We start from the raw sequence: 12,293 nt of genomic DNA, 5'->3' as shown, positions 1-12,293 counted from the left end.
AAGCCGGGTGTATCGCAAGACTGATATACTAAAAATCTATATTCTGTGACAATAATTGAATAATTGGAAATTAGATAAATATGACCGGAATAAAAAGACTTGTTCTCGACGTCCTGAAACCGCACAAGCCCTCCATTCTGGAGATGGCCAAGGCGATCTGTAAGCTTAACCACATCACTGGCGTCAACCTCGGCATTCAGGAGGTCGACACGGAGACGGAGACCATCAAGATTACTGTCGAGGGCAACAATATCGATTTTGAAGAACTGGAGCAGGTAATCGAAGACATGGGCGCAGTCATCCACAGTATCGACGAAGTTGCGGCTGGCAGCAAGCTCGTGGAAAACGTCGAAACGCTGCAAGACCGCTAAGCCCGCGAATAACCTGCTTTAACTGTTTTAACTAACATTATTTCAATGGCTAATGGAAACGATGTTGGCAGGTACTTGATCCTGGGCAGCATAGACGGGTTGCTGGCTATTCTGGGCATTATCGTGGGGCTTGCCACGACCACTCAGGACGCCGGCATTATCCTCAAAGCCGCACTGGGCGGCGGCATTGCGCTGTGCCTGACGAACGGTATCGGATCGTACCTCGCCGAGACTGCCGTCGAGTACAGCCGTATATCAAGCGTAGAGAAGGCGATGCTTGAAGATCTGCGGAATACCCGCATCGAAAAGATGGCCCGCCGGAAGATCGTGCGGGATTCGATCATCCACGGCGGCGCGAGCCTCTGCGGCTCTATCGTGCCGATTCTGCCTTTCCTGGTTCTCCGAGGCTTCGCGGCGACGGCATCATCCGTCGGGCTTTCGCTGGCGGCACTGGTAGTGCTGGGCCTATATTCAGGAAAGGTTTCGAGCCAGAGCTACCTTAAATCCGTGGTGCGCATGGTTGGCCTCGGAGCCTTGATCGTAGTGGTATGTAGCCTGCTTGGCATAGGCCACTGATAGAAAGATTATTGGTCATGACTAGCATATATGGGGGAGGAAGTACCGCTTATGGCAGAGGATGAAATCTGGACGGAAAAATACAGGCCGCGAAGGCTTGAGGATGTTATAGGCCACCAGCAGATCACCCGGAGGCTTATCTCTTACGTTAAGTCTGGTAATCTTCCTCACCTGCTGTTCTCAGGGCCCCCGGGAGTCGGCAAGACTGCGTGTGCTGTTGCCCTCGCCCGGGAGATGTACGGGGAGACCTGGCAGAGTAACTTCATCGAGCTAAACGCTTCCGACGAACGTGGTATCGATGTGGTGCGCAACAACATCAAAAACTTCGCCCGCACAGCCCCGCTGGGAGAAGCGAAGTTCAAGATCATCTTCCTGGACGAAGCCGACGCCCTGACCTCGGATGCACAGTCGGCGCTGCGCCGGACGATGGAGCGGTACGCCGCGACCTGCAGGTTTGTCATCTCCTGCAACTACTCTTCCAAGATCATCGAGCCGATCCAGTCCCGCTGCGCGGTATACCGGTTCGGGCCGCTGACCGCCAACGACGTTACTCTGGGTATCCACCGCATAGCCGAGAAAGAGCACCTCAAGATCGAGAGGGACGGCATGGATGCGTTGATCTACGTCGCCCGTGGCGACATGCGCAGGGCGATTAACGCTCTCCAGTCTGCGGCCACCATCGCTAAAGACATCACCGCCGACGTGATCTACCAGACCACCAGCACCGCAAAGCCGAAAGAGATCGAAGACATGCTCAAGCTTGCCCTCAACGGGCAGTTCATGGACTCGAGAAGTAAGCTGGACGAGCTGCTGATCACTTACGGGCTGTCGGGCTCGGACATCATCGAACAGATCTACCGCAGCATGTTCGACCTCGGGCTGGACGAAGACGTGCTGGTAGCGCTTGTCGACCGCATCGGGGAGGCAGACTTCCGGCTCACCGAAGGTGCCAGCGAGCGGATCCAGATCGAGGCACTGCTGGCTCACTTTAAAATGCAAGGCGCTGCGCGCTCAAAGTAACTCTAAATGGGCATGCCGGGCCGTAGGCCCGGGCTTTTCTACTTTAAAAAATGCAAAAATTGCCGATCAGTAATAAAAATTTGATAATAGCACCACGTTTGCGCCGGGCACTCTATAAAAGCAGGGACCAGTAACCTGATTTTACCCGACGATCTTATCCTCGCAGGGAGTGAGCCTATGATGAACGTTACCACTAAGATGACCCTTACTAGCAGCGCCTTCGAGTCCGGCAGTTATATCCCTAAAAAGTACACCTGCGACGGCGACGATATCTCACCGGAGCTAACCTGGGGCCAGGTGCCCGCCGGCACCGATTCGCTCGCCCTGATCGTCGACGACCCCGATGCGCCTGGTAAAGTCTTTACCCACTGGGTACTCTACAATCTGCCGGCTTCCACAACCATGCTGGAAGAGGGCATCTCTGCCGTCGAGCTCGTAAAAGCCGGCGCGTCGCAGGGCAAGAACGACTTCGGCCAGGCCGGCTATGGAGGACCCTGCCCTCCGCCGGGCAAGCCCCACAGGTACAGGTTTCATCTATATGCTCTGAACACCATGCTCGACATGCCCTCCGGCGTCTCGAAAAGTGCCGTGCTCGGCGCCATGAAAGGCCATATCTTGGGGGAAGCGGAGATTGTCGGGCTGTACGGGCGGCAGTAACATTTGGAGATGAAATACTAACGCTGCGCTGTGCTTGTTACTGATTTCTCGGATAGCATTAATAGTGTTGTCTCTGTGCTCGTGAACGTGGACTAACGCTGCGCTGTGCTTGTTACTGATTTCTCGGATAGCATTAATAGTGTTGTCTCTGTGCTCGCGAACGTGGACTAACGCTGCGCTGTGCCAGGATCACAGATTCTAACAGATTGCTCAGATTGCACAGATGACGATTTTAGATAAGATATACTGCGAACCATTCAATTTTTATTATCGATTAAAATCTGTGCAATCTGTTAAATCTGTCGTAATCTGTGATCTGGCACAGCGCAGCGTTCGTGTTGCTGTCTCATGTCCTCAGAGTAATCTGAAACGTACAGCGCAGCGTTCGACTGTGCTTCTCATCCTTTCATTAACTGCCCGAGTGCCTCATCGATAAAATCAGTTATCTCGAGGTCCCTCTCTCTGGCGATGATGAGCCCCGCGACTTCGGGGGTGACCAGCTGGCAGAGCTCTGCCTGCTTTTTATCTATGAGCCCTCTTACCGAGGTCGCTTCGATGCCCGAGTTCACGAGGAGGACTTCGAGGCGCTCCAGCAGCGACTTGGTAAATATCTCTTTGCCGGGACGGAAGCCGGGGGGAACGTCTACCGCCTTGTAGTCGAAGGCGGGCGTTAGTCTGCCATCTTCCTCGGTGAGCAGCCCTGCCTTTAATCCCGCGTTGATAACACTCTTGCTCTCCTCGGGGCTGAACCACTTGAGGTCGAGGGAAAGGGCAAAGGCAAGCTCGGCTCTGGTGAGCCTGGCCTTTCCCCTTACTTTGAAAGCCTGTGCAACGACTAGCTTAAGTTCGTCCATATCTACAGAGCCCCGCTAGCAGGATGCCCGCGAGGGCCAGGAGCAGCCCGAACCCTGGCACCTGCATCCCGAATAGTGTATTACCGCCGGAACCAGTTCCAGCTTTTTGCATTTTCAGGACGACCGGCACGTCTTTGTCAGTGACAGTGACTTCGAGGCTACCGTTGCCATATCCCGGGGCGCTGACTCCGATAGTGTGGGCGCCTGCTGCGACGTTAGCCGTGAATGCTCCGACGGTGTCGACATCCACCTGTTGGCCGTCTATCGTGACGGCCGCGTTGTCTATGCTTACCCCGGTTTTATCGTCGATGACCATGCCGGTAATGTAATATGGCAGTGAATTTCCGGCTGTGTCGCTATCGATGGTCGGGTTGTAGCCTGTGTCGGTCGGGTCGGACGTCGGGGTGGCGGTTAGCGACGGGCCTGCAGTTGGTGTGGGCGTCGCTGTGACATTCGTCGCCGGAACCGGCGTTACTGTGGCTGTGGCATTCGGGGTTGGGGTGATGGTGGGGCTTACCGCCGGTGTCGCTGTCGGGGTGGGGGTCGCTACCGGTGTCGGGGTGGGGATATTGACCATGTCCCTGCCGATCATCAGTGCCGAGGATGGGCTGGAGCTGTAGCCTCTGATCGTATAGTCGCCTGAATCGCTGGTGCCCGAGAACGTGATGCTCGTACTGATGGAACCTGTGGAGCCTTCGTTTACGTTCTCCGTCTTGAACATCTCTATCGCTCCGCCGGTGCCTGAGTCCAGCCTGCCCGAGTCTATCGCAGTTCCTGTTTTGACGTGCCGGTGATCGATGAAGCCTTTATTCATCCAGGGATCGTAGGCAACCCAGCCTTTCTGGGGATAGTAGACTTCTATCCAGGCGTGCAGTTCCTTTCCCCACCGGAACGTGGCGTAGCCGCTGGTCCCGGAGAACGAGAAAGGCGCCTTGATCTGCTCGTCGCTGACCACGCCGTTCACGTAGCGGGCCGGGATGTTTTCGGCCCTGAGCAGCGCCAGCGCGAGGTTCGCCCGGTTGACGCAGGTACCATAGTCGTGATTCAACGACCAGACAGCATCTTTAGACTCGGGTGATGCCTGATTTGGTATCTTCATCCGGACGAAGTTGATGATCCTGTCTACTGCTTCCGCTTCTGTCGTAGCCCCCGAAGTAAGCTCTCTCGCCTTGTTTTTAATATCGCCGTTCGACGACTGGGCCAGGTCTGTGCTTTGCAGGTACTGGCCCATTCCTGATGCGCTGACCGGGAACGGGTCGCTGAAGGTTTCCGGGGCGGGATTGCCGGTGCTGGTGACATCAAATTCAGTAGTTATCGTGATCGTTTTATCGCCTTTAAACCCGTCCAGGCTCCACTCATATTTTTTATAGTGATTTCCGAAAGAATCTGTCAGCTCGTCCGAAACCGACGTAGGCGTCTGCCCCGGGGTAATCCGGAAATTGCTGATCGTCTGAGAGAAGCCGTTGATGCTGTCCGACCGGTAAACCGGCGCAAAGTAAACGATTTTACCGCCATTGATCGCCGTACAGTCCAGGTTATAGCCGTTGAACGTGTCAGTCAGGGTAACGTGAGAACGTGAGCTCACAGATCCGCCTACTATAACCGTTCCGGTAAGTGACTGGGCACCGGCTTGAAGCGTCGATAGTCCGTAAGCCGAGATTAATATGCAAGCGATTAGAATAAATGATGACAGTCTTATCAGTAGCTGTCGGCTTTCTCGTTTTGCCAAAATACCCCTCTTCAGCCTTTGAAATGCCTGAGCTGGGTTTCGATCGTGTTGGCGATCTCCTCGGGCAGTGTCCTGCCCTGCCCATCCCGTACCGCTACTTGCAGGTTCAGGTTGCCGTCGACCGTAGCGCGGACGAGAAACACGTCGTTCTGGAGCAGTCCCTTGTTAAAGTTCTTATCAAGGTACGAGTACTTGACCGTGAACCGGAAATCGACCATGCCGTCGTGTGAGATTGTCGGTAATACCGTCGCCAGGTTTTGCGGCGTCAGCGGGAGAAAGTCCACGCGCTTTTCGGCAATATCCACGTACACTTCCCTCTTCGCCCTAACTGTGTCCTGGTGGGTCCTGACTCCCGGCCCCGTGGTCTCAAACTCCGCGGAACCCGTTTTACCATGAATGCCGGCTATCGCCTTGATCAGGAACTTCAGGTCCGCACCGTATCCATAGCTGCGCTCAAAGTCTGTCTGCGACGGAAAATGATAGTGAATCCGTTCCATAATTAGATGTTCTCCTTCCCCTGTTTAATATAAGCCTTGGGATTGATGCCAGATATATTTTTTGTCAGGCCGGCGGTAGCCGTAGGGCCTTAACCGCTCGTTGCGCGGCGGAATACTAGTGTCTGGCGTGATGTCCGCAGTCCGGGTAGCATTTTTCCGCACGATCAACTGGCTGAAATATTTGTACATTTGAATCATGGGTGCATGAGATCACCATGATGCGGATTGTAGAACTGGTGCCGGAAGCAGAGTTCACCGACCTCGGGAAGCTTAAAAACTTTTACGTCGACACCATTATCCAGAGCCTTTCAACCATGGGGTACGTAGCCGAGCACGTCGACCAGAGCGAATACTACAGCTACGAAACAAAAATCATCGTGAATACGAATGCGCCCGGCGTAGTCGTCGATCAGGTGATCAGCGACCCCGGCAACCGGGTCAAGGAAGCGTTCTGCGTGCTCGTCAAGTAACTTAAGGGCAGGCGGTTTCGCCTCTTAAGGATGCATCCAGTTTACGATCCCCGGCTGAAACATTCACGACGTGACCATGTCAGGTACTAATCCTTTTATATGATCGCCGCTCTTTTTCTGGCGGGTTTATACATGGTAGATATATCCGGACTTGGAGCCATGGTTTTACTAATACTGCTCATTCTGATAGCACTGGCCATCGTCCTCTGGCTGCTGAACCCCAAAAACCGGCACATCGAGGCCAGACAGGTCAATGCGACCCCGATACCTTTCGACGACGGCAAGTTTATGGAGTCTTTCATGAAGCCGATCTACGAAGACGGCATCGAGCACCTGGAAAACGCCGTCGACTCCATCAAGAGCGGCTTCGACATCTACGATCACGGCGCCTACGTCGAGGCGGCCGAGGAATTCATCTCCGCGACCCGCAGCACCGACGAAGCCTCCCGCAAGTTCCGGGAAGTCCTCGCCATGGTCGAAGACCAGGAAACCACCCACATCCAGAATGCCCGCACCAGGCTCACCGAGTGCAAGCAGTTCCGCCAGGGCGCCAAAGACCTGGAAGCCGCCTGCGACGCCATGCTCGCCGGCAAAAAGGGCGATGCACAGGCCCTGCTGGATGGCGCCAAAAACCTCCGCAGGCTAGCCGCCGAGTGGAAAAAAGAGCCCTGAATGCCGGTTTACTTTTCGAACCACGGCGGCACTGCTCCTTATCTTGACAACTGGAGAGCAGAGGGTCTAACCACGGCGGCACGGCGGCACTGAGACAATCGTATCCGAATAGCAAGGCTCTCTTTTTTATTGATCCACGGCGGCACGGCGGGTGGACGGCATGGAGACAATCCTACTATTGTTACCATAATAGAGAAACAAAAAAACACTATACAAAGTAGTTTACCGGTCATCTGATCATAAGGATATACTGAAACACCTGGCCAGTAAACGGTTTTTGGTTAAGGGGTTGTCTCCGTGTCGCCGTGGACTAAAAAGTAGTACTCTGTTACGGCGTTGCAGTTGTCTCTGTGCCGCCGTGTCGCCGTGGTTCAATTTACCATCTGGTGGTAGTAGTACGCCATTGTCTCCGTGTCGTTGTGTCGCCGTGGTTCAATCCTTTGATTTCCAGTTGTCAGATTAAGGAGCCGTGCTGCCATAGTTAAGTTAACTTAAGTGTCTTTGCGGTTGAAAAAAATATTAGGGTATTCCCGTGCCGCCGCTGGTTTGCATGTTGATCATGCCCTGGGCGACGATCTCGTATTTTACGGAGAGCACGGTGCCGGGCGGGGCGCGCTTGACCATGTCTGCGGCGAAGGTGAGGTCGAGGCATATCTTGGGGTGGGTCAGCTCGTACTTGGACATGGTCTCCGGGAATAGCAGCTTGGTAGCCACGGCGGGGGAGACCCCGAACATCGCTGCGATGGCCGGATAGCCGGGGTTCTGGGCCAGCATCTGGAGCAGCGTATCCCCTGGCTTCGCCTTCTCGGGGTACTTCGAGGCGAGGCTGCTGAAGTAAGGTGTCTGGGTGACCCGGACCAGCGCTTCCCTGATGAACTCCGGGGTCAGAATCGACTGGGAGTAGTTGGATGACAGGAAGCTGTATACGTGCTCGGAGTTCGCAACCATCGAAAAGACGTCCCTGTAGCCGTCGAAAGTCCGGGGCAGCCGGTACAAGGACTGCTCGTCGTTCTCCATCTTCACTTCCAGCACGTCGCAGATCAGCTTAAGCGCGGGCTTGATCTCCTCGTGGCTTTCAAACCCTGACAACGGGTCTTTGTGAATGTCGTGGATGGTCACATAGTCGGACTGCGTGGTCAGGTACATGATCATCCTGATCGCGTGATCTGGATTTTCTACAGCCATGGTAATAACCGATATTTTCTCTTGCCTGATAATAAATATTGCCACGGCAGGAGGCGGTGACTTATCCAGCGCCGCATATAAAGTTTTATTAGGAGCGGCGAGAATGGATGTTCCAATGGCGCGCTATACGATCATCGTGTCCACTGCGGATTTTGCCAGCGTCACAATCCGGGACAGCCTGCTCAAGCTCGGGTTCTGGGAAAAGGTACACGCCGACAGCCGGTTCAGGATCTGCCGGCAGGGCAGTTTCGAGCTGGTCGAAATCGACGACTACCACGTCTTTCAGGACGGGGTGGACCGGGCGCTGGAAGCGGCAGGGCACAAGCCGGAGACCATCGTCTTCGCCTCCAAGCACCGGAGCAAGGACGGGCGGAAGACTCTGACAGTCCACAATACCGGCAACTTCGGCGAGGCGAAGTTCGGCGGCCGGCCGCAGGAGCTCGCCACCGCGGCGCCGCGCGCAGCTCTTTCAATACTCAAGAGCCTCAAGGCTTCAGTCACCGGCTATAACGTTTCCTACGAGGCCACTCACCACGGGCCGTCGGATCTCCTGACTCCGTCGGTCTACGCTGAAATTGGAAGCACCGAGGCAGAGTGGAAGGACGAAAAAGCGGGGGAGGTCGTCGCCAGGGCGATCATGGGCCTGGCAGAAGACCCGGACGCGCCGGTCTACGTCGGCATCGGGGGCAATCACTATGCCCCCCGGGAGACTGCCCTGGCACTGGAGGCTAACATCGCTTTTGGCCACATTGTAGCTGATCATAACGTTTCCTTACTGACCGGTAAGACCTTTGCCCAGGCTTTCGAGCGGTCGGGCACCAGGCTTGCCTACGTCGATCGTAAGTCCCTCCCGGCGGAGAGCCGGAAAAAGATAGACGAGCTGATGGCAGCGCACGGCTTCGAAGCACACACTGAGTCCCATATCCGGGACGTAGCCCTGAACCCGGTCCTGAAGTGCCAGCGCCTGTGGGACCTGGCAACGGCAAAGGGGCTCTCGAAACCGCAGGTGCCGGAGAGCTTCCGGTCGATCATGCCCGTATGCGGCCCGCATAAGTGTGCCTCTTGTCCCTTCGGGATTATCGCAGAGCTGAACCAAGACCTGCTCTCGCTGGCGTGTAAAGTCGACGGAGAAAGCGTCAAAAAGGTTTTCCACTCCCAGCCTGCCATCTACTTTACCGATGGCGGCTGCCCGGCGCCTCTCCTGGTGGGGCTGGATAAGAAAGCGCTGGATCTGGCCGTAAAGACGATTACCGACAGCTGCATAGCCATCCTGAAGACGCGCTATACTGTCAAATACGACTGTATCGAGGAGATGCTGTACATCGCCGAGCGAAAGTTCGACCCGGAAAAGGCGAAATCGCTTGGCGTCGAGCCCGGACCAGATTTCGGCAGGCTTGCCCGGGGCGAGAGTGTGCGGCTAAAGGGCTCCGTGATTACCCCCGATCAAGTTGTTTCCGAAAGCGTCACACGAATAAAATTAAATAACTATTCCTACAATACTGGTAGTGGGGATGGGGCATTGGAACCCAATATCTTTAATACAACTTCTAAATCGGCAAAACAGATCGATGGCAAGGGAGAGATCATCGACAGCGAAGAGCATCAGGCACAGATCATCGACGGCGAAGGCCAGATAGCCGCGCCGACCGATATCGGCATCTCCGACGAAGAGATCATGCAGATGATGAAGGACATGAAGACCAACGTCGTGGTCGTAGGCTGCGGCGGAGGCGGTTCTAACTCCATCGCCCGCATGGCCCGGGAAGGCATCTCGGGAGCCCGGCTCTTTGCGGCTAACACGGATGCTCAGCACCTCCTGCACACCCAGGCAGACAAAAAGTTCCTCATAGGCAAAAAGCTCACCAGGGGCTTCGGGGCAGGCAGCCTGCCGGAAGTCGGCGAGGGGGCGGCCAAGGAAAGCCTGAACGAGATCAAGGCGGCGCTGATCAAGTCGGATATGGTATTCATCACCTGCGGCCTCGGCGGCGGCACCGGTACCGGCTCTGCGCCGGTCGTGGCCCAGGCGGCCAAAGAAGCCGGAGCGCTGACCATAGCGGTCGTCACCACGCCTTTCAAGGCCGAGGGCGCCATCAGAAAGCGGAACGCGGACTGGGGCCTGGCGAAGCTCAGGGAAGCTGCGGACACGGTCATCGTGGTCCCGAATGACAAGCTGCTGGAAGTCGTGCCGGACCTGCCGGTCCAGAAGGCCTTCAGAGTGGCTGATGCTGTGCTGACCCACGCGGTCAAGGGCATCACCGAGCTGGTCACCAAGCCGGGCCTGGTGAACCTCGACTTCGCCGATATCCGCACCGTCATGTCCAACGGCGGCGTGGCCATGATCGGCTTAGGAGAAGCCAGGGGCGAGAGCCGGGCCATCGACTCGATCAACGCGGCGCTGGAAAGCCCGCTGCTGGACGTCAACATCTCCACTGCGACGGCGGCCATCGTCAACGTGACCGGCGGCGAAGACATGAGCATCAGCGAGGCAGAGAGCATCGTAGAGCAGGTCTCTAACAAGATCGACCCCGAGGCGAGGATCATCTGGGGCGCTCACGTCGACCCCGACTTAGAGGACGCTATCCGGACCATGGTCATCATCACCGGCGTGAAGTCCGACCAGATCCTGGGCAAGGTGGACCCCATGGCCCAGGCCGGCAAGAACGTTCGGACGCAAAAGTTCGGCATAGACTTCATATCCTGAATTCTATGCCCGAAAACTTTATCCGTTAGGACATTATTATCTAATTCGTCTTTTCTTTAAAATTCATTTGAAGGACGGAGATTATTGTGGCAGAGAAGGCAACCCAAAACCAGATATCGCTGGAAAACATCACCGGCGGTTTAAAGCAGTATTACAGGATCATTCAGCTGACGCGCAAGCCGAGCAACGAGGAATTCTTGACCATCGCCAAGGTGGCAGGCGCGGGCATTCTGCTGATCGGAGTCATCGGTTTCGCAATCTACCTGCTCATGGTACAGGTGCCGAAGATATTTGGCTAACGGGGATACAGATGGCAGACGAAGCAACCCAGCAGGTAATTCCCAAGTCGGCGATCTTCGCCGTGAAGACGACCGCCAACCAGGAGCGGTCGGTGGCGAACCTGATCGCCATGGTTACCCGTAAGGAGAACCTGGACATACGCTCGGTGCTCGTGCCCGAAGAACTGAAAGGCTACGTACTGGTAGAGTCTCCCATGGCGGAGATCGTCGAGGACTGCATCAAGAACATCCCTCACGCCAAGGCCGTAGTCCGCGGCGCATCCTCGATCACCGAGGTTCAGCACTTCCTGGCGCCCAAGCCGACTGTCACCGGCATATCCGAGGGCGACATAGTCGAGCTCACCGCCGGCCCGTTCAAGGGCGAGAAGGCCCGGGTCAAGAGGATCGACGAGGCCAAGGAAGAGATTACGGTCGAGCTGTCCGAAGCAATGGTACCTATCCCTGTTACAGTCCGGGGCGACATCGTCCGGGTGCTGAGCAAGGAAGAGACCGGCGTGAAGAGATAAGGGCACTGGTGTGCCCTTTCAGTATCTTTTTTAGGGTAAACTTGCCCGCTGCGTGCGCTAGCTATCGCCGCCAGGGCGGTGTTAAATATAAAATTATCATTCCCTCTGTCCGCACTATCCCGTGGGAGTGTCGGCTTTTTCTGGGAGGCAAACACAGTAACGTTTAAATAATATATCTGTATTATGCATATCACAATTCCAGGTGAATAACCATGGCAGATGTAGTTGAAGTACTGGTTCCCGGAGGAAGGGCGAATCCAGGACCCCCGTTGGGTCCGTCGCTTGGTCCGCTCGGAATCAACATCAAGAAAGTGGTCGATGAGATCAACAATAAGACCAAAGACTATAACGGGATGACCGTTCCAGTCAAGATCATCGTCGACGCAAGCCGTAACTTTACGGTAGAAGTTGGAACGCCACCGACATCTGCATTAGTTCTTTCGGAATTGAAGCTTGAGAAGGGCTCGGGTACCCCCAACACTAACTTTGTTGGCGACCTGACCATCGAACAAGCGATCAAAGTTGCCCAGATGAAGAGAGATGCGATGCTCAGCTACACCCTGAAGAACGCCGTCAAGGAAGTTGCAGGTACCTGTGTCAGCATGGGTGTCACGTTAGAGGGCAAGAAACCGAAGGAATTTATCGCAGAAGTAAATGCGGGAAAATACGACGATAAACTGTCGCAGTAACAATAATGGCGACACATATGGGTGTCTGTGACACCTGCTGTGTCGTTACGACATTTTAACTGTCGTA

14 protein-coding genes and 1 pseudogene are annotated in these 12,293 nt (G+C 55.4%); 11 read left to right on the top strand and 4 right to left on the bottom strand.

Annotated elements, in window-relative coordinates:
* The first annotated feature begins 80 nt into the window (after positions 1 to 80).
* From ACPLPM_RS12345 to ACPLPM_RS12330, 4 genes are all read left to right on the top strand, one after another.
* Positions 81 to 371, top strand: a complete 291-nt coding sequence (locus ACPLPM_RS12345; protein WP_424357074.1) for a DUF211 domain-containing protein — start codon at positions 81 to 83, stop codon at positions 369 to 371.
* Positions 372 to 416: 45 nt separating this feature from the next.
* The gene (locus ACPLPM_RS12340) at positions 417 to 947 is read left to right on the top strand and encodes a VIT1/CCC1 transporter family protein (RefSeq protein ID WP_424357073.1); all 531 of its coding nucleotides are present in this window, start codon (positions 417 to 419) and stop codon (positions 945 to 947) included.
* Positions 948 to 998: 51 nt separating this feature from the next.
* The gene (locus tag ACPLPM_RS12335; protein WP_424357072.1) at positions 999 to 1,967 is read left to right on the top strand and encodes a replication factor C small subunit; all 969 of its coding nucleotides are present in this window, start codon (positions 999 to 1,001) and stop codon (positions 1,965 to 1,967) included.
* 177 nt (positions 1,968 to 2,144) lie between these two features.
* Positions 2,145 to 2,624, top strand: a complete 480-nt coding sequence (locus ACPLPM_RS12330) for a YbhB/YbcL family Raf kinase inhibitor-like protein (RefSeq protein ID WP_424357071.1) — start codon at positions 2,145 to 2,147, stop codon at positions 2,622 to 2,624.
* A gap of 398 nt (positions 2,625 to 3,022) precedes the next feature.
* On the opposite strand, the gene ACPLPM_RS12325 is transcribed toward ACPLPM_RS12330, so the two are convergent.
* The 3 genes from ACPLPM_RS12325 to ACPLPM_RS12315 form a co-directional block, all read right to left on the bottom strand.
* Positions 3,023 to 3,478: a DUF2240 family protein gene (locus ACPLPM_RS12325; protein ID WP_424357070.1), complete on the bottom strand. Its 456-nt coding sequence runs from the start codon at positions 3,476 to 3,478 to the stop codon at positions 3,023 to 3,025.
* Complete coding sequence (locus ACPLPM_RS12320; protein WP_424357069.1) at positions 3,465 to 5,063, bottom strand: transglutaminase domain-containing protein; 1,599 nt, start codon at positions 5,061 to 5,063, stop codon at positions 3,465 to 3,467. The genes ACPLPM_RS12325 and ACPLPM_RS12320 overlap by 14 nt, the downstream gene beginning before the upstream one ends.
* A gap of 155 nt (positions 5,064 to 5,218) precedes the next feature.
* Positions 5,219 to 5,704 carry a hypothetical protein gene (locus ACPLPM_RS12315; RefSeq protein WP_424357068.1) on the bottom strand — a complete coding sequence of 162 codons (486 nt, stop codon included), beginning with the start codon at positions 5,702 to 5,704 and terminating at the stop codon, positions 5,219 to 5,221.
* Between the two features lie 215 nt (positions 5,705 to 5,919).
* Here ACPLPM_RS12315 and ACPLPM_RS12310 point away from each other — a divergent pair, with 215 nt between their 5' ends.
* A complete protein-coding gene (locus ACPLPM_RS12310) occupies positions 5,920 to 6,174 on the top strand; it encodes a hypothetical protein (protein WP_424357067.1) in 255 nt (84 codons plus the stop codon).
* Positions 6,175 to 6,306: 132 nt separating this feature from the next.
* Positions 6,307 to 6,846, top strand: coding sequence for a hypothetical protein (locus ACPLPM_RS12305; RefSeq protein WP_424357066.1), 540 nt, complete (start codon positions 6,307 to 6,309; stop codon positions 6,844 to 6,846).
* A 519-nt stretch (positions 6,847 to 7,365) separates the two neighbouring features.
* Here ACPLPM_RS12305 and ACPLPM_RS12300 read toward each other — a convergent pair.
* Positions 7,366 to 8,031, bottom strand: coding sequence for a hypothetical protein (locus ACPLPM_RS12300; RefSeq protein ID WP_424357065.1), 666 nt, complete (start codon positions 8,029 to 8,031; stop codon positions 7,366 to 7,368).
* Here ACPLPM_RS12300 and ACPLPM_RS12295 point away from each other — a divergent pair.
* The 5 genes and pseudogenes from ACPLPM_RS12295 to ACPLPM_RS12275 form a co-directional block, all read left to right on the top strand.
* Positions 8,030 to 8,923, top strand: a pseudogene (locus ACPLPM_RS12295) (D-aminoacyl-tRNA deacylase); the annotation flags it as partial. The gene ACPLPM_RS12300 and the pseudogene ACPLPM_RS12295 overlap by 2 nt on opposite strands.
* A 672-nt stretch (positions 8,924 to 9,595) precedes the next feature.
* Entirely contained in the window at positions 9,596 to 10,732 is a 1,137-nt protein-coding gene (gene ftsZ / locus ACPLPM_RS12290; RefSeq protein WP_424359983.1) for a cell division protein FtsZ, read from the top strand.
* 86 nt (positions 10,733 to 10,818) lie between these two features.
* Positions 10,819 to 11,031 (top strand): protein translocase SEC61 complex subunit gamma, encoded by a 213-nt coding sequence (locus ACPLPM_RS12285; RefSeq protein ID WP_424357064.1) that lies wholly within the window; start codon positions 10,819 to 10,821, stop codon positions 11,029 to 11,031.
* An 11-nt stretch (positions 11,032 to 11,042) separates the two neighbouring features.
* Complete coding sequence (locus ACPLPM_RS12280) at positions 11,043 to 11,537, top strand: transcription elongation factor Spt5 (RefSeq protein ID WP_424357063.1); 495 nt, start codon at positions 11,043 to 11,045, stop codon at positions 11,535 to 11,537.
* A gap of 212 nt (positions 11,538 to 11,749) precedes the next feature.
* On the top strand, positions 11,750 to 12,226 hold the full coding sequence (locus ACPLPM_RS12275; RefSeq protein WP_424357062.1) for a 50S ribosomal protein L11: 477 nt from the start codon (positions 11,750 to 11,752) through the stop codon (positions 12,224 to 12,226).
* Positions 12,227 to 12,293 lie beyond the last annotated feature (67 nt).

The organism is Methanocella sp. MCL-LM, from assembly GCF_049676595.1.
GTDB lineage: Archaea > Halobacteriota > Methanocellia > Methanocellales > Methanocellaceae > Methanocella_A.
Note: the sequence above shows the minus strand (reverse complement) of the source record. Positions and strands in the feature narration are given on the sequence as shown.